The sequence below is a fragment of the Desulfobulbus rhabdoformis genome (genome assembly GCF_016919065.1).
Taxonomy (GTDB): domain Bacteria; phylum Desulfobacterota; class Desulfobulbia; order Desulfobulbales; family Desulfobulbaceae; genus Desulfobulbus; species Desulfobulbus rhabdoformis.
This window is the reverse complement of record NZ_JAFFQA010000056.1, coordinates 1-25,657: the sequence shown is the minus strand read 5'-3', so window position 1 is coordinate 25,657 and position 25,657 is coordinate 1. Positions and strand designations below refer to the sequence as shown.

Below are 25,657 nucleotides of genomic sequence, written 5' to 3'. Positions count from 1 at the left end.
TCGTTCATGAAGCCTCCTTTTTCGTGACTTTGAGCGGTCCACGAAATTGGAGGCTTCTTTATTTTGCAGGATCCGTCAAACTTTGTGAGTCCCCCGGCAAAGCCGGGGGTTTACCCAGAAGAAATTATTCAAGACACCCTCTTGTTGAAGATTCGGTGCACACTCACAGGCAGACGCCCAATATCCCCATAAACACCTCATAGAGTTTACGCGGTATATCTTCCGGACGCTGTGCTCCCATAATCGCCTCATCGCATCCCCCACGAAAGCTATAAAACATGATCACGGCGCTCCACTGGGCATCGTCAACCTGCCAGGCTCCACTTTGGTTCCCCTCACGAACTATCTCGGCAAGGTATTTGGTGATCTGAGCGTCGGCCATCGCATACCGGAAGGGAAGGTTTGTGCCATAGATGACAACATCATGGAGCGCATTCATCTCAAAATAGGTTTTGCTTGCTCCTTCAATCCAGGCCCTGATGCGCCCATGCCAGTCGTCGGGTTGGCAGGCCGCATCCAGCGCACGTATGGAGACCATCACCTCCTCTTCAAATTTCTCCCGCAAAACCTGGAGAAGCTCGGCCTTATTTTTGAAATAGTGATACAGCGTCCCCTTGGCAAAGCCAGCGACCTGCGCGATATCATTCATCGTGGTGGCTTCGACCCCTTTTTCTACGAACAGTTTTTCTGCAGCCTTAATCAACGCAGCACGTCTATTATCCGCCTGCCTGGGGCCAGCAGGCGCCCCTACTTTACGGGTACAGAGAATCTTCATCTGTTTTTTTTCTGTCGATGTGGTCATAGTTTCCTGAATTTACGGGGAATCTAAAATACATTCATTTTGTTTTTCGACCATCAGTCTATTTTAATTTGACTCACGGTTAATTTTATCATACAACACCCAGTATGAAAAGATTTCGTTTCTGCGTAGACAATGCTGCACAGGACGAAATACAATGCAAATGCAACCAGTAATTATTTCCAACTCGTTCGTCCCCTTTAATCAGGGCAACAACAAACCTTCTTTTCCAGAGGCAGAACAGATGAAGAACATTCGCAGGAGTTATTGCGGTCTGTGCCATCCGAGATGCGGCACCCTTCTCCACTACGAAGGTGATCAGGTCGTCAAGATCAGTGGAGACCCTAAACACCCCATCTCCCGAGGGGCACTCTGTCAACGTGGACGCTTGATGCTGGAGCATCTCTACCACCCACAGAGATTGAATTATCCACTCAAGCGGGTCGGAGAAAAGGGGGCAGGCCAGTGGCAGCAAATCAGCTGGGATCAGGCCCTGGACGAGGTTGCTGAGAAGTTGGCCCGACTGCGTGACAAGCACGGAGCAGAGACCCTGGCCTTCACCCATGGAACCAAACGGACCTACCACTGGGACTGCCGGAGATTTTTCAACCTCTTTGGCTCACCCAACACCTGCGGCGTCAACACTATCTGCATGTGCCCGAGCTACGCCACAGAATATGCCACCTATGGCGGCATGATCATGGGCAGCGAGGTACCGGCAGCGAACTGCATTGTCCTCTGGGGCTGCAATGCCTCCCAGTCCAACCCGAATATTCTTTCCCCACAGATCATTGGGGCCAGAAAAAATGGGGCAAAACTGATTGTTGTCGACCCACGCAAAACCCGGGAAGCAGAAAAAGCGGACATCTGGCTCCAGATCCGCCCCGGCACCGACCTGGCCCTGATGCTAGGCTGGATTCGGTTGATCATCAAAGAACAACTCTATGATCAGGACTTTGTCAGCCGTTATACCGTGGGGTTTGCAGAACTCGAAGAAGCGGTGGAGTCGTACACTCCGGCAAAGGTTGCCGAAATTACCTCCATTCCAGAGGAGCTCATTGTCCAGGGCGCACGCATGTACGCCACCAGTTCGCCAGCGGTCATCCCCTTTGGCTTAGGGTTGGACAAGCAGGGAGTCAACTCCACCCAATGTGCTCGAGGCCGGGCCATTCTGCGGGCCATCACCGGCAACCTTGAGATCCCTGGGGGCGAAGTCTTTACCCAAGCGGGAGATATTGGAAAAATCCACGACTGGGTGCATCTGGAGCTCAACGATCGCATGCCTCAGGAGCAGAAGGGAAAACAGCTGGGAGCGGATATGTACCCTTTTTTTGGGTATCCGGGTTGGGAAAAGAACACAGCGGCCAATCAACAATTACCCGAAGGCTACATGGCGCCTCCCGAGGCATGGCACTCCAACCTGGCCCATGCCAGAGAGGTTATGGAGGCCATCATCACCGGCAAGCCGTACCCGGTCACCGCTGCGATCACCTTAGCCAATAACCCCCTTCTGGCTCTGCCCAACACCAAACGTGTCTTTGAGGCGCTCAAAAAACTTGAACTCTATGTGGTTGTTGAATACTACATGACGCCTTCAGCAGCTATGGCCGATTACGTCTTTCCAGCGGCCTCAACCGTGGAAACCTCGGAGCTTTGGCTGACCAACAGATTCTGTATGGCCTGCCCGCAGGGAATTGATCCGCTTTATGAGCGACGCAACAGTTATGATTTTTATCGGGGACTGGGCATGCGCCTGGGGCAGGAGAGGGATTGGCCCTGGAAAACCATTGAAGAGGTTTACGACTACTGTCTGGAACCGGTTGGACTGAATTTCAGCAAACTCGCGGAACAGTACGGTATCTTTGGCGAGATGGAATATCGCCGCTACGAACAGCACGGCTTTGGAACCCCCTCGGGCAAGGTGGAACTCAAATCTTCCATCTTTGAGGATCTCGGCGCCGATCCACTGCCTCAGTATAAAGAACCGGTTTGGAGCCCGGTATCCAGCCCGGATCTAGCCCAAGAGTACCCCTTGATCCTGATCACCGGCAGTCGCTACATGCCCATGTATCATTCCGAGCAGCGGCAGATCGAATCAGCCAGAAAGAAAATGCCTGACCCTCTGGTCTCGGTTCACCCGGAGACTGCAGAAGAGCTTGGGCTTGCGGAAGGTGATTGGGCTGTCATCTCCACCCCCCTGGGATCCATACGTCAACGGGTCAAACTCTCGGAAGCCATGCACCCCACCATGATCGATGTCCAGCATTCCTGGTGGTTCCCGGAACGCGAACCCAAGCTGCCGGAACTCTTTGGCGTCTTTGAATCAAACGCCAATATGCTCTGCCCGGATGATCCGGAATTTTGCAGCCCGGAAATCGGCAGCTGGCCGCATTCTGCGTTGCTCTGTCGGCTGGATAAAGAATAACTTCCCAAAATTTGTCGCGGGCATGGCCCACTCCTACAGATCCTCGGTTATCGAAGGACTTGTAGGAGTGGGCCATGCCCCCGACAGAACGTACATTTTACTGATTTTCGTGCCTCTTTCTTGAAACTCCTCTCCGTTACTTCAGATTCTCGCTAAAAAAGGCTTCCAGCTTATCAAAGGGGATCATATCGGTGCGGTCATAGAGATCGATATGACGCGCCCCAGGAACAATGAAAAGCTCTTTAGGCTCTGCGGCCATGGCGTAAGCATCCTCAGAAAAATAGCGGGAATGTGCTTCCGCTCCGATGATAAAGAGAACCGGCCGCGGCGCTATGGTTTCAATATAGTTTAACAGCGGAAAATTCATAAAGGCCATGGCGCTGGTCAGGGTGAAAGCCGCTGGCGCATTGGCATGGAAGCCCCGCTTCATGGCATAAAACTCGAAAAATTCAGCGGTTATGGGGTCAAGCTCTTCCGGCACGGACTCCTGGGGCTCACTCGGAAACCCTGCCGCGATCTCATTGGGACCCAATTCAAAATCCTTCCAGCGCTGTTCGCCAAGCTCAACCAGCATCTTGGTGCGCTCCTCGTCGGTCAGGCTGTCCATCCAGCCGTTCCTGGTGACCCGGCTCATATCATACATACTGGCCGTGGCCACAGCCTTGATTCGCTGTAAGCGCCCAATGAACCCCTTCTTTTTAGCCACCTAAAAACATGGTCATGTTTGCCAAAACTTTCAAAGGAGGCAATCATGGACAACAGCTACACAAGGGACGGGGACTCAAAACTAAATTTCTGGCAAACGCATATCGCGGGTTGGGAAGCATCCCGCCTCAGCCAGCAGGTTTATTGCCGCAATAATAACCTGGCGGTGGCCACCTTTGGTTACTGGCGGCGCAAACTTAAGCAGAAGAGTGGAGCAGCTGACAAGCCCTGCTTCTATCCACTGGCAGTTGCTTCGCTGCGCCAAACACCAGATCCCCGAAAGGATGAACAACCTTTTCGGCTGCACCTCGCTGGCAATCGATTTGTTATTGAGATTCACAACAAGTTCTCCCCTGCGACGCTTCAGGAACTTGTCCGTACTCTGGAGCAAGTATGATCCGGAGCAAACTGGAGAACGTCAATGTGTACCTGGCCGTTGGTGCAACCGATATGCGTAAATCGATCAACGGCCTGTCGATGCTTGTCGAAGAACAATTTGAGCTCGATCTGTTTACGGGAAATCTCTTTGCCTTTTGCAACCGGCGACGCGATCTGGTGAAAATTCTCTACTGGGATGTAAACGGTTTCTGCGTATGGATGAAACGTCTGGAGGCGGATTATTTCCGCTGGCCGGATAGTGAACAGGAGGTCATGGAAGTCAGCAGCTCTGCTTTGAGCTGGCTTCTGCATGGCCTTGATCTCCAGCAGGCGCATCGGCCCTTGATCTTTGAAACGGTATCCTGAAAAAGATTTATCTTGTTGATTTTGCAGGTGTAATCTTGGATTCTTTGTGGTAATATGAGCTCATGAAAGTGGATATGACCTCATTGCCAGATAACCTGGACCAGCTTAAAGAAATCATCGCCGATATGGCGATTGAGCAGAGTCGTTATCTTAAAGAAAACGATCTGTTACGTGAGCGGGTGCGCTTGCTGTACGCCAAGTTGTTCGGTAAAAAGAGCGAAAAGTATGCTGCCAACGGTCAGAACCCACAATTGCCGCTGTTTGATATGCCTGAACCGGCGGATATAGAACCGGAAAAGGAAACTGTTACGATAGATGCGCATCAGCGACAGAAACGTGGAAGAAAAACTCTATCCGAAGATTTGCCACGGGTTGAAGTTGTCCATGATATTGACGAAAGCGAGAAAATCTGTGGCTGCGGCCACCACTTAAGCAGGATCGGCGAGGAAGTGAGCGAGAAACTCGACATTATCCCTGCTGTTATCCGAGTTATCTGCCATATCCGCCCTAAATATGCCTGCCGCCACTGTGAAGGTCTGGAAACAAAAGGCGCAACGGTAAAGATCGCACCACCTCCCATGCAAATCATTCCCAAAGGCATCGCTACAGCAGGGCTTCTGGCGCACATTTTGACCGCTAAGTTTTGTGATGCACTTCCCTTTTATCGCCAGGAAAAGCAATTTATCCGGCTTGGAGCTGAGGTAAACCGAGCAACCATGTGCAACTGGGCCATACATGCGTCTGAGGTCTGTCAACCAGTGCTAGAGTTGCTGCATAGAGAAATCCGATCCGGCCCGTTGCTCTGCATGGATGAAACATCAGTGCAAGTTCTCAATGAACCTGGCCGTGCTCCAACAACAAAATCCTACATGTGGGTTTGCCGTGGAGGCCTGCCTGGGAAAGAGGGGGTGTTGTATCGTTATTCGCCGACCCGCTCGGGAGATGTCGCTCAAGAATTGAGCCAGGGGTACGCAGGCGTGGTCCAGACTGATGGCTATGCTGGTTATGATTTCCTTGATAAGACGACAGGGGTGAAACATGCGGCCTGCCTGGCGCATGCTCGCCGTAAATTTGACGAAGCCGCCAAGGGGTTAGGCAAGGGCAAGCGTGGCAGCGCCCATGTCGCATTGCAGTATATGAAGGAGATCTATAAGATTGAAGCCAAGGCAAAAGAGGATCAGTTGACTCCGGATGAGCTGGTGAGCGTGCGCAACGAACAGGAGAGACCTATTCTTGACGAATTGTATCTCTGGCTCCAGGAAAAAGCCGGGCGCGTGACCCCAAGAAGCCTGATGGGAATTGCTGTACACTACACCCTCAAACAATGGAAACGACTCCTGGTGTATCTTGATCACCCGGAAATGACTCCAGACAATAACAGTGCAGAAAATGCCATTAGGCCATTTGTGGTCGGGAGAAAAAACTGGCTCTTTTCAGGAACTCCTAGAGGAGCAAAAGCCAGCGCCGATATATACAGCCTGATCGAGTCGGCCAAGGCGAACAAACTGGAGCCGTACCACTATCTGCGCTATCTGTTTGAGAAACTCCCCTTTGCGGAAAGCCAGGAAGATTACGACGCACTGTTGCCCATGAGGGTAAAATCGGAAAATTTAGCCTTGGGCGATGTGGTGAGTGGGGTTTGATTAGCGCTTACGATTCGCTGGTCCACCTGTGCCGCCTTGAGCGAAAAAGCTCCGCTGCCACAAATACCGATGACCCCGATTTTGTTTCTGTCCACATAGGGGCGGGTTCCAAGAAAATCGACGCCCGCACTGAAATCTTCCGTAAAAATTTCCGGAGAGGAGGTGCGCCGAGGCTCTCCCCCGCTGGTTCCATTGAAAGATTCATCAAAGGCAAGAGCCACAAATCCTCTTTCAGCCATGGTTTGGGCATACAAACCGGCGCCCTGCTCTTTTACGCCCCCATAGGGAGTCCCCACTACCAGAGCTGGATATTTTTTTGTGGAGTCCAGAGCCTTAGGTAGATACAGATCAGCAGAGACTCTGACACCATACCTGTTTTGGTAGCCGACTCGCTCAACTTCGACCGTATCACTTTGAGCAAAAATTTTATCCCACATAGCAGTTTCCTTTGTTGGAGAATCGTTGGAATGAACGGAAGACATGCGCCACCTCAACTTTTAGAGAGCCACATAACAATAATCCCGGCCTGCCGTTCAAAAACAATTTTTGTCATGACTGAACTATAAGCGACAACGTTTTAGACTATTCAAACAATCCTCCACAATAGTTGCCTAATCCTCCAAAACCATGCACCATCACCCCTCTTATCAAGGGGAGACAAGATCTTCTCCGGCTATCCTTCAAAATCTCATCCCATTAAAGCTCCAATTTTAATTTCCTCTTCTCAAGACCAGCCCCTATGAGGATTTTTTTTGAGCCTCCTCTCCAATCAGGCAACAAATACCCGATACCCAGCACCCAAGGATGCATCACACCATCCCCCCAAAAAATCATATTTTTCATTCAAGACACATAGTTGTTGCAAAAACACAGAAAACATTTACAAATATGTTTAAAGGACTTCAACGATACCCTCCTTCGGAAGAACCTATTTCAAGCCCACAATTAGCCACTTAAAAAAAATCCCCCCTGTGGCATATCGTTTGCCTAGTCCCAAGAAGTCTGCAAGAGGACGACTGCAGTGGTCATATGAAGCCCTACATTGTATATTTTAAGAATTGAGGAGTAATCCCATGAAGTCAGCAAGCGAAGACCAGGCAAAAGATCAAGTGAATCTTGATCGTCGCAAATTCATCCAATACACCGGTGCAGTTGGCGCAGCACTGGCGATGGGGCAGTATCCTATGAGTGAGGCAAAAGCTGTAGAAACAAAACGCATGGATATGGGGGGCAAGGTTCACATTCTCGGCTGCAATGAGATGACCTCCACCCATGGTTATTGGGACAATTCCACAAAACCCGTTCTGACCATGAACTCAGGGGAAGTTGTGCATATTGAAACCGGCACGCATTTGATGGGAAAGATGATTCCCGGAGCCGACATCAACGACTGGACCACATGGTACAAGGAGGTCATGAAGGATACCTCGGAGGCCTGTTTTTACCCTGACGAAAACACCGGGGCAGAAAAGAAAAAGAAAGGCGCTGGCCACCATCATCTCACCGGCCCCATTTACGTAGAAGATGCAGAACCAGGCGACATGCTGCAGGTTGAAATCCTCAACATCGATCCGGGCCAGTACGGGTTTAACCTCAACCCCAATACGGACTTTTTAAAGCTGGGCTTGCTGGCGGACGACTACCCGGAAGGAAAAGTTCGCTGGTACTCGGTCAACCGGGAAAAAATGAATTTTGAGTTTCTGCCGGGAATCGAAATTCCGGTCAAACCCTTCCCCGGAACCATTGGTGTGGAATTAGGTGAAAAAGGGATGTGGAGCAATGTGCCTCCTGGAAAACACGGAGGCAACATGGACAACAAGGAACTGGTGAGCGGCACAGCCCTCTACCTCCCTGTCAACGTCAAGGGAGCGGGCCTGAAAACCGGTGACTCCCACTTTGCACAAGGCAATGGCGAGGTTAACCTGAACGCGCTCGAGGGAGCCTTCAAAAGCATCACCCTACGGATCACCGTACGCAAGGATCTGGGCAAACTGATCGACTTCCCCATGGCCTCCAGCCCAACCCATTGGATCATGATGGGCTTTCATACCGATCTCTACAAGTCCTGCCAGATGGCGACCAAGCAATCCATCAACTTTCTCCATAAATACTATGGTCTCCCTGAACTGGAAGCATACGCTTTCTGCAGCCAGGCCGTTGATTTACAGGTTACCCAGCTTGTTGACTATACCCTTGGCATCCACGCCATGATCCCCAAAAGCTGTTTTGTTGGGGAGCAATACAAAGAGCGGAACCAACTCTTGATTCAGGATCAGGCATAAAGAGTCCAAAATGAAATACGCCCGATGACGAACCTCCGCGGCGCATCATCGGGCGCTCTCACCCTGCTCTTTGCCTCCGTAAAGTAATCATATCCCCATTGTGGGGAGCCAAGGAATGACAAAAATGGCCTTACAAATACCCTACGAAATCACCTGTGGATGCGGTACAATCTTCACTGAGAACCTCTTTGAGTATGTCTTTACCGAGTATGATCCTGAAGTGAAAGCCCTTCTCCTCCAAGGCAGGTTCAATCTGGTCAAATGCCCGACCTGCCACCAAGAGACCTACGTTGAAAATCGCTTTATCTACCGGGATGAAACCAACAAGCTGTGGATCTGGGTGTGCAAACGGGCCGACCGGGAGTTGCAGACAGAGGATGCGCAACAGGCTATCGCAGAACACAAATTCATCGAAAATCACTACATAACCGATCTGTCTACCTACACAAAGCATACGGTCTACGGCATTCAAGAGCTTCTCGCCCTGCTGTTTAGTCAAGACCCGGAACTGGCATCTTTATCCGCCTCAACCGAAATTGTCTGAAAAAAGACAACAAGTGCCGGCTTTTTCCGCAACTGTTGTTTTATTCCACAAAAATTTTTTTTTCCTCCCCCTCTGCGAAAACTATAATTCTGGAGAATTAGGCAAGACTTGCGAAGTATCATTCAAACGAATCAGCGATGACGAATGTATAGTATTGGAAGATGCAAATAACCCACACTTTCACCTGAACCCCGTGAGCACTCATCGGTGCGCCAGTTTCATCGTTTGTGGCATGTCGACTCAAGTACACTGTATCGGCTTGTCACAAACAACGCAGTGGCGTGCTCCTGGAGGTCCCTCCAAGGGGCAGCGGATGCAGCTGAATAAATGGCATTTTCTTTAATAATTTTATATAGTCAGAGGATGCATTGTTCAGCTACACCCGCTGGCACGAATTCAGGTCTCATTCAAAACGAGGAGACGTTCCCATGTTGCTTGATTTTTCCTATTACAATCCGACCAGAATCCATTTTGGCAAAGAGTCATTACAGCATTTAGGCGCAGAGCTGGCCAACTATGGCAAAACGGTGTTGCTGGTCTATGGCAAGAGCGCTATCAAGAAAAATGGGCTCTATGATCAGGTTCTTGACATCTTGAGGGAGGCTGACAAAACGGTTGTCGAGCTTTCCGGGGTCATGCCCAACCCCACCTACAGTAAAATGCTGGAAGGCTGTGCGTTGGTGCGCAAACATGAGGTCGATCTGATCCTGGCGGTGGGCGGTGGCTCTGTTATTGACTGTGCCAAGGGAATCGCCGTATCCGCCTACTGCGAGGAAGAACCGTTTAAAAAATACTGGCTCGATTTTCAGCCTCCGGCCAACAAAATAGTCTCAGTGGCCTCCATCCTTACCATGGCCGGGACTGGTTCGGAAATGAACGGTGGCTCGGTCATCACCCATGAAGAAATGAAAATCAAGGGTGGTCGAGTGTTTCCGCCTGAGGTCTACCCCAAATTCTCCATCCTCAATCCGGAATACACCTATACTGTTTCCCAGTATCAGATGGTGAGCGGTGTCTTTGATACCATGTCGCACCTGATGGAGCAGTATTTCTCCGGCAGTGATAACAACACCACCGATTACCTTATTGAAGCCTTACTCCGCTCTTCCATTGACAACCTGCGCGTTGCTTTAAAAAATCCCGAAGACTACGAGTCCCGCTCAAATATCATGTGGAATGCGACCATGGCACTGAATACCGTCACCGGACTCTCCAAGAGCCAGGACTGGGAGGTCCACATGATTGAGCATCAGTTGGGCGCCTATACCGATTGTGCCCATGGTATGGGGCTGGCTGCAATTTCGCTGCCCTACTACCGCCACATCATGCCCCATGGCATTGAAAAATTTGCTCGTTTTGCAATGGTCGTCTGGAATATTGCAGCTGAAGGAAAAACCACAGAGGAGTTAGCGCAGGCAGGTATCGATGCCCTGGAAGCATTCTGCACAGAGTGCGGCATCGTCACCTCTCTCAAAGAACTCGGGGCCACTGAAGAGATGTTGCCCAAAATCGCTGAATCGAGCTTTCTGTTAGAAGGTGGTTATAAAAAGTTGAGCAGCAACGAGGTTCTTGAAATTTTACAAGAGTGCTTCTAACCCGGATTTCTCCAGAGTAAGAATTATTGCACTTTTCCAGGGCAATGAATCTATCCTGAATCCGTGATGGCGGGTGGTCACTGAACAACATATCGATAAATCCTCACGGATTCAGGTCTATTCTCCCTGCTCCTGGAACAACAAGCACTCAAAAGCATATCCATTAGGAGTAACAGATGGAAACCAATTTGGAAAACAGCGTGATCTTTGACAGGGGGGAAGTGAACCCCTACGGAAAATATTTTTCTGGCACCAGCTATCTCAACATGCTGAGCCTGGATGGAGTCGTCACCGCCAACGTCACCTTTGAGCCTGGCTGCATCAACAACTGGCATGTCCATAATGCGGACAAGGGTGGTGGCCAGATTCTTCTGGTCACCGGTGGCCGTGGCTATTACCAGGAGTTTGGCAAGGAGGCGCAGGAACTGCACGCCGGGGATGTGGTCGTCATTCCCGCAGGTGTCAAACACTGGCATGGCGCAGCAAAGGACAGCTGGTTTGTCCATATCGCGGTGGAGGTTCCCGGAGAGAATGGTTCCAACGAGTGGCTGGAGCCAGTTGCCCAGGAAGACTACGCCAAACTGCCCTAACCTTTAGGTATTTGGAGCCAAGATAATGGACAAGGCGAAAGTTTATTTTACCGATTTCAGAACCAAGGCTTTTGGTGACGGCCTTCCAACGAAACTTAAAAAACTGATAAAAAAAGCTGGTCTTGCCCAGTTGAACCTGGAAGAAAAATTTGTTGCCATCAAGCTGCATTTTGGCGAGCTGGGCAATATCAGTTACCTGCGCCCCAACTACGCAAGGGCGGTTGCGGACGTGGTCAAGGAGCTGGGTGGCAAACCCTTTCTTACCGACTGCAATACCATGTATCCGGGAAGCAGAAAAAACGCTCTGGAGCACCTGGAGTGCGCCTGGGAAAATGGCTTCACCGCCTTAACCGTTGGCTGCCCCATTCTCATCGGCGATGGCCTCAAGGGAACCGATGATATCGAGGTCCCGGTCGTCGGGGGCGAGTATATCAAGTCGGCCAAGATTGGTCGCGCCGTGATGGACGCGGACGTTTTCATCAGCTTGACCCACTTCAAAGGTCACGAGATGACAGGCTTTGGTGGTGCCATCAAAAATATCGGCATGGGCTGTGGCTCACGGGCGGGCAAGGCGGAACAGCACAGCGGCGGCACCCCCACGATTCATGAAGACAAATGCCGTGGTTGTTATGTCTGTTTTAAAGAATGCGCCAACAATGGGCTTGTCTTTGATGAGGCCGCCAAAAAGATGCGGGTCAACAAGGAGAACTGCGTTGGTTGCGGACGATGCCTGGGCGCATGCAATTTCGACGCGATTGAGTTTGCAGACTTTGCTGCAGTTGAACTCTTGAGCCGGCGTATGGCCGAGTACACCAAAGCAGTGGTTGACGGACGTCCCTGCTTCCATATTTCACTGGTTGTCGATGTCTCGCCCAACTGTGACTGCCACGGAGAAAACGATGTGCCCATTCTTCCCAACCTGGGCATGTTTGCCTCCACCGACCCGTTGGCCCTCGACCAGGCCTGCGTCGACGCCTGTCTCAAGGCAAAACCGTTGCCAGGAAGCCAGTTGGCTGACAATATGGCAAAGCCTGACTTTATCAATCACCATGACCATTTCACCAACTCCAGACCGGAATCAGAGTGGCGCAGCTGTCTGGAGCAGGCTGAAAAAATCGGATTGGGTACGCGGGAGTACGAACTTATCGTAACCAAGTAAGGGAGGTGCAGTTCCCTTCAGCTCCCCAGGGCTACCTTACTCAAGACCAACAAAGGGCGTGAAAATCTCTTTCCACGCCCTTTGTATTCTCGACCAATTTTAAGAGACGTTACTCAATCCACAGAATCGATTTTTTCAAGCTGTATGTTCCCTGACATTTGGCTGATAAAGTCCTCGCCTGAGACCGCCTCCCCGAGCTCGTACAATCCCTTATACGATCCAAACGGCTTGTAAAACATCACCACATCTCCCCAAGGGGCAAAATAGGCCAGAGTTCCTGCTTTGGCATCAGCCAGTGGGGTGTTGCCCGTTCCCAATTTTTTGGGTGGGTAGAATATCTTTTCTTTACTGGCGTAGTCTTCTACCTTGATCGTCAGGGGCAGTTGCGCGTAGAGTTCTTTGGCAGCAGTGCTGTTGTTAAGTTTAAAGAGGGTGACTTTCTTCTCTGCTGTGACAGCCTGGATAAACATATCTATTCTCTTTCCTTTCCCATTTCCTTTATTCTCTGTAACCTGCCGCTCAGTGGCAAACATTGGGCAGCTGACCAAAACCACGAAGAAAACAACCAAATATCTTGCTTTCATTGGAGTCTCCACCACGGGGTAAAAGGCTCACCTGACACATCCAGGTCCAGGGGTTCGCCTATCTGCGGTGTCTTGAGTACAAGACCACTGTCTTTGCTTGCGGCGAGAACGCGTTCAAAAGGTTCATCCCAAGGATGATTGGCAATGGTGAAGCGCCCCACATGCGCTGGAATCAGAGCTGCCGCACCCAAATCCTGCGCCGCCCGGACAGCCTCTTCCGGTGTCATGTGAATAAGTGGCCAGCGCGAATCGTACTGACCACAATCAAGCAGCACCAGATCAAAGCCCTTGAATGCCTGGCCAATCTGGGCAAAATGCGGCCCATAGCCACTGTCTCCGCTATAGAACAGGCGTCGCGTGGGAGTCACCAGCGCAAAACCAGCCCAGAGGGTTTTGTTCTTTACCATCATCCGACCCGAGTAATGCCGAGCCGGTAAGATATGGAGGGTAAGCCCATTCCCAAGCTGAAACTGATCTGCCCAGTCCCCTTCCTCTATCTGGTCTTGCCCGTATCCCCATGCAAGAAGAGAGGTCCCCACCCCCAAGGGGCATATCACCATGCCGACTTTGGGCTGCAGCGCCTTCAGCGTCGCATAATCCAGGTGATCGTAATGATCATGGGAGAGAAGCAGATAATCAATGGCAGGCATATCCTCAACACTATAGGGCGAGGTTCCGGCAAATGCTTTGTTCATGAAGGAAAAAGGCGCTCCATACGGACTCAACACCGGATCGATCAGGATGCGTTTTCCTTCGAGCTGAAGATACCAGGAGGAATGTCCCAGCCAGATCAAAAGATCAGGCTCGGCCCCCATGGTGTGCAGGGATACCTTTTGTGCAGGCAGGGGATGCTCCGGTACCAGTCGCTCTTTTTTTGCAAAAAGATTTCCCCAGAGCACGGAAAACATGGTCACCCCATCTGCAAAGAGCGGTGTCTCAAGGGGATTACGAAACTCGTTCCCGTAATAGTTGGCAGAGCGTTGTATCCGCTCCAAATACCTCCCCTGAGGCAGTGCGCCAAACTGAGGCTGTTTCAGCACCATTATCGCTCCCAGACCACATCCCAGTGCGACCATTGTCAATGCAATGGCAACGCTCACTGCTCGCTTCTTCATGACAGGTCATCATGTAAGCGATCACGGGGCACCGAATCTGCAGTGTTATCGGCCTGCTTACGTACAGGCGTACGCTGCACAGGCCGACGCCTAGCATCTCCGGCACCCCGTAACCGCTTACAGTTTCGATAATACGAGTTCTTTCAAGGGGTCCCCCTGATCGCTTACGTCATCATTGGCAAAAAAATACAGACGTTTTATTTCCGCCCGCTCAAAACCTCTGTCAAAATCGCATCCGCGTTTTTGGCTTGCTCTTTCCCTACCTGAGTAGCCAGAACATCAATAAAATTATGCGCCTGGGGTTCTGTGAGTCCACTGTTAAGAGCGCCACCAAAATGGTAACGGAGCTGCCCGCCAGCACCGGAGAGGTTGGCCAGGGCGGCAATAGTCACCAGTTCCCGCTGCTCGTGGGTAAGGACATCACGAACGAAAATATCGGCAAAAAGGTGCTCTTTGAGAAAGGTGTCGATAACCGGGGCAAAGAGCTGGTAGGGAGCGCCGCTGTAATCTTTTTCCATGCCGGAGAGTTTTGCCCGCACCTGAGCGCCATAGGCGTCTTTGTCCAGATCCGCAGGAATGGGGCTGGCCTCTTTACCGAGTACATCTTCAATGCCCTGGGCCTTTCGCTCATCGAGCAAGGCCATAAAGGCATGAATCGCGTTCAGGCTGCGGGGAAAGCCGGTGTAGGCATAAAGCTGTACCAGACTCTCTTTGATTTCATTAACTGTGAGGCCTGCTTCCAGCCCCTGGATCAGGGCAGGTTTCAGCCGCTCCAACTCACCGCTTGCGGTAAAGGCGGCTATGGGAATCAAGGCCTGTTGAGATTCACTCAATGCACTTGTTTCTTTCATACTCTTTTCCTCTGAACTCAAAGATACGCCTGGAAGCAAAAGACCGAACAGACAAAACAGGAACAGAACAGTTGCTTTCATGGGAGGCTCCTTATTTTCCAAGATATTGGTCGTCAGTGACCTTTTCTTTCCAGATGACGTTTTTCCCCTCTAAGCTGCCGGTGATCACCAAGTGGGTCATGGGAGCGTCCGGAGTGGCGCCGTGCCAGTGATCAACATCGGGGGGGCACCAGATAGCTTCGCCTGCTTTGAACGAGAGGATCTTGCCATCCCGGGTCCCAGTCAAGCCGACACCTGAGGTGACCACCATGTGCTGGCCAGCCGGGTGATAATGCCAGTTGGTCCGCGCCCCTGGTTGGAAGGTCACATAAGCCCCTGAATAGTGCGCAGTCTCATTGCCCGGGAAGAGCATCTGCACATCGACATCACCGGTAAAGAGATTGGCTGGTCCTTTAAAGGTTTTCTGGGTCCCCTCTTTATAGAAGACCTGGGCATCTTTGGTCTCTTCTTGCGGGGCCTCACCAGCCTGAGCATTGGCGGTAAGCAGACATCCAAGCGCAAGCGCTGTAAGAACTGAGTACAACTTCATGGGAATGACTCCTGAATTACGTAGTGGCGGACAGATATTGTTCGTGCAACTGCGTTTCATTGTATTGGTGCAAGCGGTTAATAGCTTTAGGGAATCTTGAATAATTGCTTTTTCTGCCAATCCCGGCGTCATGCTTAAAATTTTATCCTCGGAATATCGGCTATATGCCTGCGGTAAAATTTTGCGCAATCCTCGAAGTCTGCGCTTATCTGGCCTTGATTGAAAAATCTAATTATTCAAGACACCCTTTAAATAGTCAAAGCATCGATTACATACCGATATCGAGCTTCCTTCTTGACAACTTTATCCCAAGCCTCATTGACCTGCTCTGCTTTAATAATCTGAATTTGGGGCAGCACCTTGTTGTCGGCACAGTAGCTAACCACTTCCTGAGTCTCGGGTATCCCGCCAATAAGAGAGGCGTTAAAGTTGACCCGCGAAATTGCCAGTCCGATATTGCTCAATGTCACTTCAAAACCTTTGGGCATCCCCACCTGGGTAAAAAAACCATTGGGTTTCACCACCGAGGCGTAGGCAGCCAGATCAAATTGCACCGGAATAGTGGAAATCATGTAATCAAGCAGTCCTTTGTAGGGAGCCAGCTTTGACAGATCATCGACGACAATAACTTCTTTGGCACCAAACCCCATTATGTCCTGAGCCTTACCGGGAGAGGTTGTAAAAGCATAGACCTCCGCCCCTTTTGACACTGCGAGTTTCACGGCCATATGGCCAAGACCGCCGATTCCGGCAACGCCCACTTTGTCGCCCTTTTTAATTTCAGCCTTCATAATCGGCGAGTAGGTGGTGATACCCGCGCAGAGGAGCGGAGCCGCTTCCTGTAAACTGATGTTGTCGGGGATATGTACTGCAAAGTGATCCCGAACCACTATATTGGTGGAGTAGCCTCCCTGGGAGATACCAGTGGGCGAAGATTGTTCCGGGTACCCGTAGGTGAAGACGGTTTCATGGTTGTCGCAGAACTGCTCTTCACCATGGGTGCAGCTGTGGCAGGTCATACAGCTGTTGACCATGCAGCCGACACCGGCCCGATCGCCGACCTTGAACTTGGTCACGTTTTTGCCGACAGCCGCTACAATACCCACAATCTCGTGCCCCGGAACCTGAGGATACTGTTGTTTTCCCCAATCCCCTCTGAGTTGATGGATATCCGAGTGACAGATACTTGCATATTTAATCTCAATGAGGATGTCGCTATCCCCCACAGAACGACGTTCGAACTCCCACGGGGAGAGAAATCCCGAGGCATCTCTGGCCGCATACCCTCTTGTTGGGATATTCATGGAGCCTCCTTCTGCCTGTTGCACCTGCGCCAAAAGTTCTGCTGGCTGCAGCAAAGCTATGCCGGCTCCCACTGCTGCTGAATGCTGTAAGACTTCTCTTCGAGTGAATTGTTTCTCATTGTCCTGCATATCCATCTCCTCTTGTTTGGAATCCATGTCCAGGGGGCAGACCATCTTTCCTTAGAACGAACAATACCCAGCAACGTGACGTTGGGGCTCTGCTGCTCGACTGACTAAAAAATATAAGCAAGGCACCTCATCGTTATTGACATGATTCTCCAGAATTTTTGCCTGATTCTCTAAGGTGGTACGGTTGACCTGAATCCGTGAGCATTCATCGGTATATCAGCTTCGTTATTTGTGGCATGCCGATTAAAGTACATTTTATCGGCATGTTACGAACAATGAGAGAGAACCTATTTTTTAGTAGCGACAGACTCTGGGAATGCCACACCTGTCAGAAACGGAGATTAGCTCTTCACCAGCTGCTCACGGCGAAAAGGCAGCTCCCGCAAACGCACCCCTGTTGCACTAAAAATGGCGTTTGCCACCGCTGGAGCCACAGAAGGAAAGACAGGCTCCCCTACTCCACCGGCCTTGAGATAGTTGTGGGCGATATGCACCTCGATCTCCGGCACCTCCGACATACTCAACAACGGGTAGTCCGAGTAGTTGCTGGTGGCAACTCCGCCTTGATCGAAATGCATTTTTTCATGAAATGCCGTACTCAGGGCCATGATCACACCGGCCTCGGCCTGTATCCTGATCGCGTCGGGAAAGATGGCGGTGCCGCAATCAAGGGCGCAGACCACTTTGTGCACGGTGACCTTGCCCTGCTTATCCACCGAGACCTCGGCCATATGGGCGGCAAAGGATTCAAAACAGTGGGCAACGGCAACGCCTCTGGCTCTTCCCTGGGGTACAGGTTGCCCCCACCCCGTTTTATTGGCGAGCAGGGTCAGGACTCCGGCCGCCCGTCCAGCTTTTTCCATATGTTCAAGGCGAAAGGCTACCGGATCTTTGCCAGCCGCCTGAGCCAACTCATCCATGAACGACTCCACCACAAAGGTATTGGTCGAGTAGCCCACAGAGCGCCACCACCCTACAGGAACAGGCAGCTTGGCCATAACATACTCAACTGCGTGGTTGTCCAGGGTATAGACCATATCCACCAGCCCGTTGACCGCATCCGGATCAAGCCCGTTTTTCACCGCATGGGGCATGAGGCGAGACATCACCGAGGGTGCGCTCACCTTATGTTTCCAGCCGATAATTTGCCCCTGCTTATTCAAGCCTGCCTCTACGCGCGAGTGATTGGCTGGCCTGAAACAACCATGGATAAATTCATCTTCACGACTGCAAACCACCTTGACCGGGCGATGCAGAGCCTTGGAGAGCAACACCGCATCGATTACCTCGTCCTGTTCGCCTCGCAGGCCAAACCCTCCACCAGCGGGCAGGGTCATGACCTCAACCTTCTCTTCCGGGAGTCCGGTCAGATGTACGGCTGTCTTTTGCGTATGCGTCTGCCCCTGGGTGGGTATCCAGATACGGCAACGCCCCCGCTCCACATGGGCGGTACAGTTGAGGGGTTCCACCTGAGCATGGGAGAGATAGGGCAGCTGGTAGGTTTGGCTCAGGCCCTGATCAGCTTCGGAGATCGCACGAGCTGCATCTCCGCTGTTTTTGGCCTCCACTCCGGGGACATCAAGATTTTTTGTAAGCTGCGCTTCAATCCAGGCAGTGTTCAATTCAGGATGCGATCCCACCGACCACTGTGTCCTAAGAGCCTCTCGTCCTTGCAAGGCGGCATAGGTATTTTCCGCGCAAACGGCGATACGGTTACCAAGGGGCATCACCTTGATAACCCCATTGATCTTCCCGGCGGCATCGGCATCATAGGATTCCAAAGTGGCCCCGTAACGAGGTGCCCGGGCAATCATGGCGACACACATATTCGGCAGGGAAAAATCCATACCGTAGACGGCTTTCCCCTGGACTTTATCGGGTATATCAAAACGAGGCCTGGAGGTACCGATAATCGTGTACTGCTCGCCTTTTTTCAGGGAAGGCTTCTCAGGCACCGGAAGTTTTGCCGCCAAGGAAACAAGCTCGCCATAGCCAAGGCTTTCGCCATTGGGGTTCAAAACCCGGCTCTCTTTGGTGGTGCACAGCGCAGGTGAGATCTTCCAGGTACTGGCCGCAGCCTCGCACAGCATCTGGCGTGCGGCTGCACCGGCACTGCGAATGAGATCCCAACGATTGCGAAAACTACTGGAGCCACCGGTGACCTGCGCATGCCAGAGAGGATCCTTAAACGGCTCTGCAGCCAGGGCCATTTTTACCTCGACCTTGTCCCAGGCACCGTCAAGCTCATCGGTGATAACCATTGCCAGGCCGGTATGCGTCCCCTGCCCCAAATTGGTTTGCCCGACCCAGATCGTGATGGTTGCATCGGGGGCTATCTCGACAAAGGCATGTGGCTTGAAATGTGGCGAGTTTTCCTGCCTGGCATGGGAGAGATTGGCAAATTCCGTTGATTCACCTACGGCAGTGGCGGCAATGACAAGGCTGGTTTTCTTGAGAAAGGAGCGGCGCGTCATGTCGGTTTTCATGGTTCAGCCTCCCTGCTTCTGGTTGAGCGTATTTACCGCGTCTTTGAGCGCCACCTTCATACGCGCATGCGATCCACAACGGCAGATGACATCATCCATGGCCTGATTGATCTGAGTTTCTGTGGGGTTCGGGACTCTGGTTAGAAAATCAACGGCTTGAAGCATAATACCCGGCTGGCAATAGCCGCATTGGGGGACCTGATGTTCGATCCAGGCCTGCTTGATGGGATGCTCATCGGGCAACCCTTCAATGGTTGTGATCGAACTTCCTGCAGATTCTTCCAACGTTATCACGCAGGAACGTTGAGCGGTTCCATTCATGAGCACCGTGCACATGCCGCACTCGCCAACACCGCAGGTATACTTGACACTGGTAATGCCAAGTGTATCCCGCAAAACCCACAACAACGGGGTATCCGCAGCGGCTTCAATCTCTCGCTTCTCACCGTTTACAGTCAGGGAAAACATGGAGCCTCCTTATGTTGATTCCTGAATCCGTGAGCATCCGCCGTCACGGATTCAGTTTGATTGATCAATCCACTGCCATCTCCATGAAGGAGGTGCGGCAAAATTTGCATGCAACAACAATTAGTAGCGAAACAAAAATCAGCTTATTACTCAAGAAACTTTTTATATTTGACTTTCTCATCAATTCAGGCGGCGCCAGGTAAAAATTTTCGCTGAAGGTTAAGAGTTGGATGATCTCAGGCGTTTTTGCCTGCTGTAAATGCCTCGTCCATGACACGGGTTCCCTTTACGCCAGGTTCCCAGAGACCGGTCACGGAAATCACCCCTCTTTCCTTGATGTTGCTCAGGCAGCCGGTAAAGGTACGAAAACTTGCGACTGTACTTTCCACCGGCAAAGAGCCTCCGGCCGCAGCAATAATGAAATACACCTCTTTATTGCCCAGCATGGTGTAGATCGGACAGGTGCGATCAATAAAGGTTTTCATTTGCCCATTCATGGCACGGAAGTAGACCGGCGTGGCAAAGACCAGGATGTCTGCAGACCGCATCTTGCCCAGGATATCATTCATGTCGTCGGCTTGGACGCAGGCGCCGGGATTGCCTATACAACTGCAACAACCGGTACAATAATTGATGGATTGTTCCGCCAATCGAATCTTTTCCACAGCATGACCAGCTTCTGTCGCACCCCGCAAAAAAGCATCACAGAGCTGATCGGAGTTGCCGCCCTTTCGAGGGCTTGCCGAGAGAATAAGTATATTTTTGTTCATAATTTTTCCATTTTCAAGAGAGGAAGTATTTGCTTAATCCTTCAGCTCAATACGCACTGAAATCGCATCATCAAGCGTATCCATAATTGATGGATCAACCGAAATTTTTCCCAGGTTGACCAGATTGCCGTATTGGGCGGAAATTTCTTCGTCTTTATAGAGAATGGCAAAATAATTTCCGTCTGCAGCAAAGGAGATGTCGCCGTTTTTCCAGCCATTGCCCAGATCTTCAGGTGCATACTCCAGGGCCTTCCCCATCACTCCGCAGTAATCGTGGACATATTTATGCAGTTGCACCGTGTAGGGTAACATGCTGATAAGATCTTTGGCCGCCCGGCCCCCATTTAGGGTTGCGGGAATATGGGTTTGTCCAACAGTCAGGGTAATTTCAGTAAATTGCATACATACTTCCAGTAATATTTTTTGTCTTTCTTGGGTAATTTCACCATTGAAGGGGACGACGATTTTGAAAAAAACCACCGGTGGGGCCGTCTTCGGGAAGTGTCGCCAACCAGAACGCGTTTTCTGCCGCCTGCTCCGGGGAAAGGGTTCCCTGGAAATTACTCATCCGCGTTCGTACCCAGCCAGGGCACATGGCATTCACTTTAACAGTTGCAGGGAGTTCTTTGGCCAGGCGGACGGTCAGAGCATTCAGTGCGGCCTTGGTCACTCCATACAGACCAGGACCTCCCATGCCTTCAGCAAAGGAGCCCCAATTTGAAGAGACATTGACAATCCGCCCATAGCCACGCGCAATCATGGATGGTGCCAAGGCTTGAATAAGATGTAGAGGTCCAGTCAGGTGTGCGGCAATGCAGGCATCGATCTGCACCTGAGAGAGTTGCAGCAATGGAATCTCATCAAGCACACCGGCGTTGTTGATCAGGCCATCAATCGGCAAGTTCCTCCTGGACAATTCTTCCAGACTCTGGTCCAGTAAGGCCTTGTTTTCCAGGTCAATGGGTAGTGCTAGAACATCAAAACCTTTTTGGCACATCCTGTTTGCGATATCTTCTCCCGCTTGCAGAGCACGTACCCCGAGCACGACCCGATACCCATGTTGCCCGAGCAGTTCTGCTGTAGCCAGACCTATGCCTCGATTTGCACCGGTCACCAAAACCGTTTTTTTCATGGAGCCCCCTCGTGCTTTTCTGACCAAACTCTCCGCTTCAGGGTTAAAACTACCCCACTCTCAACATCATGAGAATACCTGATCCTCCCTATCCCTTGCCTAATTCTCCGACAAAAAAACGAACACCACGGCCACATTACGCTTCGTATTCAGCAGCACAAAAGGTAAAATTCTCTCATCTATGTAATGATCAATACAACCTGGATTTGTGACGCTGGATGACTGCTCACGGATTCGGATACAAATTTCAGGTTTATGCAATCCAAAGTTTATACGACCTCTTCAGACGATATCCTGGCCGGTGTTGAACGATTACTCAGGGCCGTTACAATCCATTGTCTGGTTCACGGTTTCAACCATATCCTGATCAAGCCCAACCTGGTCAATACCGATCCACCTCCGGTTACAACTCCGGTTACGCTGGTTGAGGCGATAGTCGTGAACCTGCAGAACCTGGTCCCCGAATGCAAGATCTCTATTGGTGAAGGAACCGGATCGACTACCTACGATACCTCTCACTGCTTTGATACCCTGGGCTACACCAGGATGGCCGCCAGGCACTCGGTCCCATTGATTGACTTAAACAACGAAACACTGATACGCAGGGAGCGAACTGACTGTACCCGTCTCCCCGAACTCTATTCCCCAGCCCTTTTAGATGAGGTGTTTCTGCTCTCCGTGCCTGTACTCAAGGCCCACACTCTGGCCGGAGTGACCCTGAGTATGAAAAACATGATGGGTGTGTTGCCTCCATCCCATTACCAACGGGGAAGCGGCTGGGGTAAATCGGCGATGCACACCGATATTGATCTGGCCGTGGCCGAACTCAACCGCTATCGCACACCCGATTTAACCCTTATGGACTGCTCTATCGGCATGCCAGAGTCCCACCTCTGGGGCAGACACTGCGATCCCCCCGTGGGGTTACTCGCCTCCTCCACCGACCCGGTGGCCGTTGACAGTTACGGCGCGAAGCTTTTGGGAAAAGATTGGCAACGGATTGGTCATATTTGCCTGAATCATAAAATCCTGGGCGACGCAGCATCCTTTGCCGTTGTGCAGGTTTAATTCTGAGAAGAAAAAAGAATCCTTTCGGCTTGTATACAATACATTGCCGAGCAACTCGTCCTGAATCAGGTCATCTTTAAAGGAGGTAGAACATTGAGAGAATCCATTGTCAAATCTGTCGTGGCTATCAGTTGTCTTTTCGTCCTCACCACCGGTGGAGCCTTTGCCAGCGAAAGTAAAGCAGTGAAGCCAAGTCCTGATGAAGCGATAGCCATGCTGAAGGCTGGGAATGAACGTTTTGTCAACGGCCACTCTATACATCCTCATACTGATGCCGCCCGTCTGGCACTTGCAGGCCAAGAAGACCAGGGGGACCACGCCTATGCAACCGTTATAACCTGCTCGGACTCCAGGGTTCCGGTTGAAATCCTGTTTGATGCCGGTGTGATGGATTTATTCGTTATTCGTGTTGCCGGGAATGTGTTGGATGTCGACGAGGTCGGTTCTGTTGAATATGGCCTGGCCCATGTGCGCACTCCAGTTTTTGTTGTCCTTGGCCATACGCAGTGCGGTGCAGTAACAGCAGTGACCAATGCAGTGCAAGGACATGGGCATCCTCTGGAACGCAACATTCCACCGCTGGTTGACAACATTATTCCGGCTGTAAAAAAAGCAATTGCAGACAACCCCAACAGCCATGGTGCTGAGGTTATTCCGTATGCGATTGAAGAGAATGTTTGGCAGGGAATTGAGGATCTGTTTATGAAAAGCCCTGTTTCCCGCGACCTTGTCAAAGCAGGGAAAGCCAAGGTTGTCGGTGCTGTTTACGACGTCTCAAACGGTCATATCAAATGGCTGCCTGAAGCAAAGACGATTGATATTCTCACAAAAGTTGAGAAAAATGATCAAAGAGCCATGGAAGCGATGGCACAGTAGGTTGCTTGCGGACGAATTAAATGATTCTTGCAAGAGAAGGCAGGGGATGCGACCTGCCTTCTCTTGCACCTGATCCGTGAACATTCGTCGGTACGTTACCGCATACCACAGATCGGTACGCCTCGATGGTCAAGCGAGATTTTTTCCGTGCCACGCGGGCACCTGACACAAAAGGCTGAATGGTTGGTGGTGTAGCTGTGGAATCCACTATCGCAACCGCGAACACAGAAGCCTTTTTCCGACCGGGAACCACGTGGACAACGCCCATTTGGAAGCCTGTAGGCACCTGGCTGCGCATAATGCTCGGCAACGACCCAGCGATAATCTCGATGCCGCGGTCGAGGTAGAGGATAGGAGTTATGGTGGGAATTGCCATGCTGCTTAATCATGCCATCGAGAAAATCACGATCCTCCTTGCTGTCCAGAAATCCACCTCCTGATCCTGAGCCTCTTGAAGATGATTTGCCACACCAGCGATGCTTGTCATTGTATTGATTTCTTCCGTTTCTGCCATCGTAGAAACCACCTGCCCATGGATCAGCCTGGCCGTAACCAATGTAACCGCCGCACCCAGAGGGCACATCGTACTTGGTATACTGTTGGTGCTTTTCTTTCGTAGCACCAAAGCTTTGCCCCATTCTGTAGCACTCGCAATCCGATCTGGCAAAAACCTGGCCGACAACCAGCGCAACAAAAAAGGCCTGAACAATTAAGCACCGTAACACTACCTCTCTTCTCATTCCGACATCCCCATCAGGCAACAATTCATGTAGAAGGCTTCATTCAATGCAGAGTCTTCCCGGAATCCGTGAGCAATCATCGGCGCTGTGGGTGAAGCTGAACAACAAGGGTACCTGATTAAAAATATTTGTCTTAGTCACAGGATACATGATTCAGCATCTTCCAACCGTCACGGATTCGGGTCTTCTTTGGCATGTAACGGAGTGTATCATCTTTGCACGACTGGTTTCCAGACCATCGCAAATTTTTTCGCACCTGTCTGCAAGCTATCCAGGGAGGTGGTTCTGTTCACGTGATACCATATGAGAACCTATGGAGAGGATTATAATGGGAAGAATCGGGATTAGATGGGGGTAAGAGGGAGCGTTGGAATTGCAAAGGGTTAGTTGAGTTTGAAAGTGGATCGGGAACCACTTGGAGTGAAATGGCGGTAAGCGATCACGGGGCACCGAATCTGCAGTGTTATCGGCCTGCTTACGTACAGGCGTACGCTGCACAGGCCGACGCCTAGCATCTCCGGCACCCCGTAACCGCTTACAGTTTCGATAATACGAGTTCTTTCAGGGGGTCCCCTGATCGCTTACAAATGGCGAGGTTGCGCCCATTCCAACTCGCGCCCCAAGAAATCAGCGATCATGCTTGTTGGTAAAATGAGATTTCAATGAGGTTGCCATCGGGATCGCGAAAATAGACAGATATCATTGGACCAAGTGCACCAGTTCGCGAAACCGGACCAGCCTCGATGAGCACATTACAATCATGAAGGTGATCAATGACAGTCTTGATTGATTCAGAGGTAATGAAGCACAGGTCCGCCGATCCTGGAGCCGGATGCTTAGCATGAGGCGCGATTGGAGCATCTTCTGAATGCAGGTTGATCTTTGAATTACCAAATGTGAGCGCTTTTCGTCCTGCTCCGAACGTAACTGAACCTGGGTTTACGGGTTGTGGAACACGCCTAGCCGCAAAGCCTTGCCTGGTGGGCGCTCGCGAGCGGTGCCGATTTTGGCGTGTGCCCACAGGTATTGCACTTATTTTTCGAGGGTCTTTATGCCAAA

26 protein-coding genes and 2 pseudogenes are annotated in these 25,657 nt (G+C 51.1%); 12 read left to right on the top strand and 16 right to left on the bottom strand.

Annotation, left to right across the window (positions count from 1 at the left end; translation table 11 throughout):
- Positions 1-163: 163 nt before the first annotated feature.
- Positions 164-802, bottom strand: coding sequence for a TetR/AcrR family transcriptional regulator (locus JWJ90_RS20170; protein WP_205229028.1), 639 nt, complete (start codon positions 800-802; stop codon positions 164-166).
- A 241-nt stretch (positions 803-1,043) separates the two neighbouring features.
- On the opposite strand from JWJ90_RS20170, the gene JWJ90_RS20165 reads away from it, so the two are divergent.
- The gene (locus JWJ90_RS20165; protein WP_420828932.1) at positions 1,044-3,224 is read left to right on the top strand and encodes a molybdopterin-containing oxidoreductase family protein; all 2,181 of its coding nucleotides are present in this window, start codon (positions 1,044-1,046) and stop codon (positions 3,222-3,224) included.
- A 136-nt stretch (positions 3,225-3,360) separates the two neighbouring features.
- On the opposite strand, the pseudogene JWJ90_RS20160 reads toward JWJ90_RS20165, so the two are convergent.
- Positions 3,361-3,894 (bottom strand): annotated as a pseudogene (locus JWJ90_RS20160) (alpha/beta hydrolase); the annotation flags it as partial.
- An 81-nt stretch (positions 3,895-3,975) separates the two neighbouring features.
- On the opposite strand from JWJ90_RS20160, the gene tnpA reads away from it, so the two are divergent.
- The 3 genes from tnpA to tnpC all read left to right on the top strand — a co-directional run bounded on the left by tnpA (position 3,976) and on the right by tnpC (position 6,316).
- On the top strand, positions 3,976-4,326 hold the full coding sequence (tnpA, locus tag JWJ90_RS20155; protein ID WP_205229025.1) for an IS66 family insertion sequence element accessory protein TnpA: 351 nt from the start codon (positions 3,976-3,978) through the stop codon (positions 4,324-4,326).
- On the top strand, positions 4,323-4,673 hold the full coding sequence (gene tnpB, locus JWJ90_RS20150; protein ID WP_205229024.1) for an IS66 family insertion sequence element accessory protein TnpB: 351 nt from the start codon (positions 4,323-4,325) through the stop codon (positions 4,671-4,673). Before tnpA ends, tnpB begins: the two co-directional genes overlap by 4 nt.
- A gap of 62 nt (positions 4,674-4,735) precedes the next feature.
- Positions 4,736-6,316: an IS66 family transposase gene (tnpC, locus tag JWJ90_RS20145; protein WP_205229023.1), complete on the top strand. Its 1,581-nt coding sequence runs from the start codon at positions 4,736-4,738 to the stop codon at positions 6,314-6,316.
- 11 nt (positions 6,317-6,327) lie between these two features.
- Here tnpC and JWJ90_RS20140 read toward each other — a convergent pair.
- A pseudogene (locus JWJ90_RS20140) lies at positions 6,328-6,753 on the bottom strand (alpha/beta hydrolase); the annotation flags it as partial.
- A gap of 259 nt (positions 6,754-7,012) precedes the next feature.
- A complete protein-coding gene (locus tag JWJ90_RS20135) occupies positions 7,013-7,159 on the bottom strand; it encodes a hypothetical protein (RefSeq protein ID WP_205229022.1) in 147 nt (48 codons plus the stop codon).
- A gap of 230 nt (positions 7,160-7,389) precedes the next feature.
- Between JWJ90_RS20135 and JWJ90_RS20130 the strand changes: the two genes are divergently transcribed.
- The 5 genes from JWJ90_RS20130 to JWJ90_RS20110 all read left to right on the top strand — a co-directional run bounded on the left by JWJ90_RS20130 (position 7,390) and on the right by JWJ90_RS20110 (position 12,486).
- Entirely contained in the window at positions 7,390-8,598 is a 1,209-nt protein-coding gene (locus JWJ90_RS20130) for an acetamidase/formamidase family protein (RefSeq protein WP_205229021.1), read from the top strand.
- Positions 8,599-8,722: 124 nt separating this feature from the next.
- Entirely contained in the window at positions 8,723-9,142 is a 420-nt protein-coding gene (locus JWJ90_RS20125; protein WP_205229020.1) for a CpXC domain-containing protein, read from the top strand.
- 428 nt (positions 9,143-9,570) lie between these two features.
- Positions 9,571-10,737: an iron-containing alcohol dehydrogenase gene (locus tag JWJ90_RS20120; protein WP_205229019.1), complete on the top strand. Its 1,167-nt coding sequence runs from the start codon at positions 9,571-9,573 to the stop codon at positions 10,735-10,737.
- A 176-nt stretch (positions 10,738-10,913) separates the two neighbouring features.
- Positions 10,914-11,327, top strand: coding sequence for a cupin domain-containing protein (locus JWJ90_RS20115; RefSeq protein ID WP_205229018.1), 414 nt, complete (start codon positions 10,914-10,916; stop codon positions 11,325-11,327).
- A gap of 25 nt (positions 11,328-11,352) precedes the next feature.
- Complete coding sequence (locus JWJ90_RS20110; protein ID WP_205229017.1) at positions 11,353-12,486, top strand: DUF362 domain-containing protein; 1,134 nt, start codon at positions 11,353-11,355, stop codon at positions 12,484-12,486.
- A 113-nt stretch (positions 12,487-12,599) separates the two neighbouring features.
- On the opposite strand, the gene JWJ90_RS20105 is transcribed toward JWJ90_RS20110, so the two are convergent.
- The 7 genes from JWJ90_RS20105 to JWJ90_RS20075 form a co-directional block, all read right to left on the bottom strand.
- The gene (locus JWJ90_RS20105) at positions 12,600-13,070 is read right to left on the bottom strand and encodes a cyclophilin-like fold protein (RefSeq protein WP_205229016.1); all 471 of its coding nucleotides are present in this window, start codon (positions 13,068-13,070) and stop codon (positions 12,600-12,602) included.
- Positions 13,067-14,185 (bottom strand): MBL fold metallo-hydrolase, encoded by a 1,119-nt coding sequence (locus JWJ90_RS20100; RefSeq protein ID WP_240195067.1) that lies wholly within the window; start codon positions 14,183-14,185, stop codon positions 13,067-13,069. The genes JWJ90_RS20105 and JWJ90_RS20100 overlap by 4 nt, the downstream gene beginning before the upstream one ends.
- A gap of 197 nt (positions 14,186-14,382) precedes the next feature.
- Positions 14,383-15,036, bottom strand: a complete 654-nt coding sequence (locus JWJ90_RS20095; RefSeq protein WP_205229015.1) for a carboxymuconolactone decarboxylase family protein — start codon at positions 15,034-15,036, stop codon at positions 14,383-14,385.
- Positions 15,037-15,127: 91 nt separating this feature from the next.
- Positions 15,128-15,625 (bottom strand): (R)-mandelonitrile lyase, encoded by a 498-nt coding sequence (locus tag JWJ90_RS20090; RefSeq protein ID WP_205229014.1) that lies wholly within the window; start codon positions 15,623-15,625, stop codon positions 15,128-15,130.
- Between the two features lie 248 nt (positions 15,626-15,873).
- Positions 15,874-17,058: an NAD(P)-dependent alcohol dehydrogenase gene (locus tag JWJ90_RS20085; protein WP_205229013.1), complete on the bottom strand. Its 1,185-nt coding sequence runs from the start codon at positions 17,056-17,058 to the stop codon at positions 15,874-15,876.
- Positions 17,059-17,399: 341 nt separating this feature from the next.
- A complete protein-coding gene (locus tag JWJ90_RS20080; RefSeq protein WP_205229012.1) occupies positions 17,400-19,544 on the bottom strand; it encodes a xanthine dehydrogenase family protein molybdopterin-binding subunit in 2,145 nt (714 codons plus the stop codon).
- Between the two features lie 3 nt (positions 19,545-19,547).
- Positions 19,548-20,012, bottom strand: a complete 465-nt coding sequence (locus tag JWJ90_RS20075; RefSeq protein WP_205229011.1) for a (2Fe-2S)-binding protein — start codon at positions 20,010-20,012, stop codon at positions 19,548-19,550.
- Between the two features lie 11 nt (positions 20,013-20,023).
- Here JWJ90_RS20075 and JWJ90_RS20070 point away from each other — a divergent pair, with 11 nt between their 5' ends.
- Positions 20,024-20,215, top strand: coding sequence for a hypothetical protein (locus JWJ90_RS20070; protein WP_205229010.1), 192 nt, complete (start codon positions 20,024-20,026; stop codon positions 20,213-20,215).
- Between the two features lie 33 nt (positions 20,216-20,248).
- Here the strand turns inward: JWJ90_RS20070 and JWJ90_RS20065 are convergent, their stop codons facing one another.
- Genes JWJ90_RS20065 through JWJ90_RS20055 form a run of 3 tightly spaced genes read right to left on the bottom strand, consistent with a single transcriptional unit; the run spans position 20,249 to position 21,914 of the window.
- Positions 20,249-20,782, bottom strand: coding sequence for a flavodoxin family protein (locus tag JWJ90_RS20065; RefSeq protein ID WP_205229009.1), 534 nt, complete (start codon positions 20,780-20,782; stop codon positions 20,249-20,251).
- 33 nt (positions 20,783-20,815) lie between these two features.
- On the bottom strand, positions 20,816-21,184 hold the full coding sequence (locus tag JWJ90_RS20060; protein ID WP_205229008.1) for a cyclophilin-like fold protein: 369 nt from the start codon (positions 21,182-21,184) through the stop codon (positions 20,816-20,818).
- Between the two features lie 40 nt (positions 21,185-21,224).
- Positions 21,225-21,914: an SDR family NAD(P)-dependent oxidoreductase gene (locus JWJ90_RS20055; RefSeq protein WP_205229007.1), complete on the bottom strand. Its 690-nt coding sequence runs from the start codon at positions 21,912-21,914 to the stop codon at positions 21,225-21,227.
- A 255-nt stretch (positions 21,915-22,169) separates the two neighbouring features.
- On the opposite strand from JWJ90_RS20055, the gene JWJ90_RS20050 reads away from it, so the two are divergent.
- Complete coding sequence (locus tag JWJ90_RS20050; protein WP_205229006.1) at positions 22,170-22,982, top strand: DUF362 domain-containing protein; 813 nt, start codon at positions 22,170-22,172, stop codon at positions 22,980-22,982.
- Positions 22,983-23,075: 93 nt separating this feature from the next.
- Complete coding sequence (locus JWJ90_RS20045) at positions 23,076-23,858, top strand: carbonic anhydrase (RefSeq protein ID WP_205229005.1); 783 nt, start codon at positions 23,076-23,078, stop codon at positions 23,856-23,858.
- Positions 23,859-23,953: 95 nt separating this feature from the next.
- Here the strand turns inward: JWJ90_RS20045 and JWJ90_RS20040 are convergent, their stop codons facing one another.
- Positions 23,954-24,583 carry a hypothetical protein gene (locus JWJ90_RS20040; RefSeq protein ID WP_205229004.1) on the bottom strand — a complete coding sequence of 210 codons (630 nt, stop codon included), beginning with the start codon at positions 24,581-24,583 and terminating at the stop codon, positions 23,954-23,956.
- Between the two features lie 649 nt (positions 24,584-25,232).
- Positions 25,233-25,619 carry a VOC family protein gene (locus JWJ90_RS20035; protein WP_420828931.1) on the bottom strand — a complete coding sequence of 129 codons (387 nt, stop codon included), beginning with the start codon at positions 25,617-25,619 and terminating at the stop codon, positions 25,233-25,235.
- Between the last annotated feature and the right edge of the window lie 38 nt (positions 25,620-25,657).

Excerpts from the sequence above, each read along its gene's own strand:
- JWJ90_RS20085 (WP_205229013.1), bottom strand. The coding sequence starts at position 17,058 with ATGCAGGACAATGAGAAACAATTCACTCGAAGAGAAGTCTTACAGCAT.
- JWJ90_RS20090 (WP_205229014.1), bottom strand. The coding sequence starts at position 15,625 with ATGAAGTTGTACTCAGTTCTTACAGCGCTTGCGCTTGGATGTCTGCTT.
- JWJ90_RS20100 (WP_240195067.1), bottom strand. The coding sequence starts at position 14,185 with ATGAAGAAGCGAGCAGTGAGCGTTGCCATTGCATTGACAATGGTCGCA.
- tnpB (WP_205229024.1), top strand. The coding sequence starts at position 4,323 with ATGATCCGGAGCAAACTGGAGAACGTCAATGTGTACCTGGCCGTTGGT.
- JWJ90_RS20050 (WP_205229006.1), top strand. The coding sequence starts at position 22,170 with ATGCAATCCAAAGTTTATACGACCTCTTCAGACGATATCCTGGCCGGT.
- tnpA (WP_205229025.1), top strand. The coding sequence starts at position 3,976 with ATGGACAACAGCTACACAAGGGACGGGGACTCAAAACTAAATTTCTGG.
- JWJ90_RS20080 (WP_205229012.1), bottom strand. The coding sequence starts at position 19,544 with ATGAAAACCGACATGACGCGCCGCTCCTTTCTCAAGAAAACCAGCCTT.
- tnpC (WP_205229023.1), top strand. The coding sequence starts at position 4,736 with ATGAAAGTGGATATGACCTCATTGCCAGATAACCTGGACCAGCTTAAA.
- JWJ90_RS20065 (WP_205229009.1), bottom strand. The coding sequence starts at position 20,782 with ATGAACAAAAATATACTTATTCTCTCGGCAAGCCCTCGAAAGGGCGGC.
- JWJ90_RS20125 (WP_205229020.1), top strand. The coding sequence starts at position 8,723 with ATGGCCTTACAAATACCCTACGAAATCACCTGTGGATGCGGTACAATC.
- JWJ90_RS20095 (WP_205229015.1), bottom strand. The coding sequence starts at position 15,036 with ATGAAAGAAACAAGTGCATTGAGTGAATCTCAACAGGCCTTGATTCCC.
- JWJ90_RS20135 (WP_205229022.1), bottom strand. The coding sequence starts at position 7,159 with ATGAAAAATATGATTTTTTGGGGGGATGGTGTGATGCATCCTTGGGTG.
- JWJ90_RS20170 (WP_205229028.1), bottom strand. The coding sequence starts at position 802 with ATGACCACATCGACAGAAAAAAAACAGATGAAGATTCTCTGTACCCGT.
- JWJ90_RS20130 (WP_205229021.1), top strand. The coding sequence starts at position 7,390 with ATGAAGTCAGCAAGCGAAGACCAGGCAAAAGATCAAGTGAATCTTGAT.
- JWJ90_RS20105 (WP_205229016.1), bottom strand. The coding sequence starts at position 13,070 with ATGAAAGCAAGATATTTGGTTGTTTTCTTCGTGGTTTTGGTCAGCTGC.
- JWJ90_RS20055 (WP_205229007.1), bottom strand. The coding sequence starts at position 21,914 with ATGAAAAAAACGGTTTTGGTGACCGGTGCAAATCGAGGCATAGGTCTG.
- JWJ90_RS20165 (WP_420828932.1), top strand. The coding sequence starts at position 1,044 with ATGAAGAACATTCGCAGGAGTTATTGCGGTCTGTGCCATCCGAGATGC.
- JWJ90_RS20115 (WP_205229018.1), top strand. The coding sequence starts at position 10,914 with ATGGAAACCAATTTGGAAAACAGCGTGATCTTTGACAGGGGGGAAGTG.
- JWJ90_RS20110 (WP_205229017.1), top strand. The coding sequence starts at position 11,353 with ATGGACAAGGCGAAAGTTTATTTTACCGATTTCAGAACCAAGGCTTTT.
- JWJ90_RS20075 (WP_205229011.1), bottom strand. The coding sequence starts at position 20,012 with ATGTTTTCCCTGACTGTAAACGGTGAGAAGCGAGAGATTGAAGCCGCT.
- JWJ90_RS20070 (WP_205229010.1), top strand. The coding sequence starts at position 20,024 with ATGTTGATTCCTGAATCCGTGAGCATCCGCCGTCACGGATTCAGTTTG.
- JWJ90_RS20120 (WP_205229019.1), top strand. The coding sequence starts at position 9,571 with ATGTTGCTTGATTTTTCCTATTACAATCCGACCAGAATCCATTTTGGC.
- JWJ90_RS20060 (WP_205229008.1), bottom strand. The coding sequence starts at position 21,184 with ATGCAATTTACTGAAATTACCCTGACTGTTGGACAAACCCATATTCCC.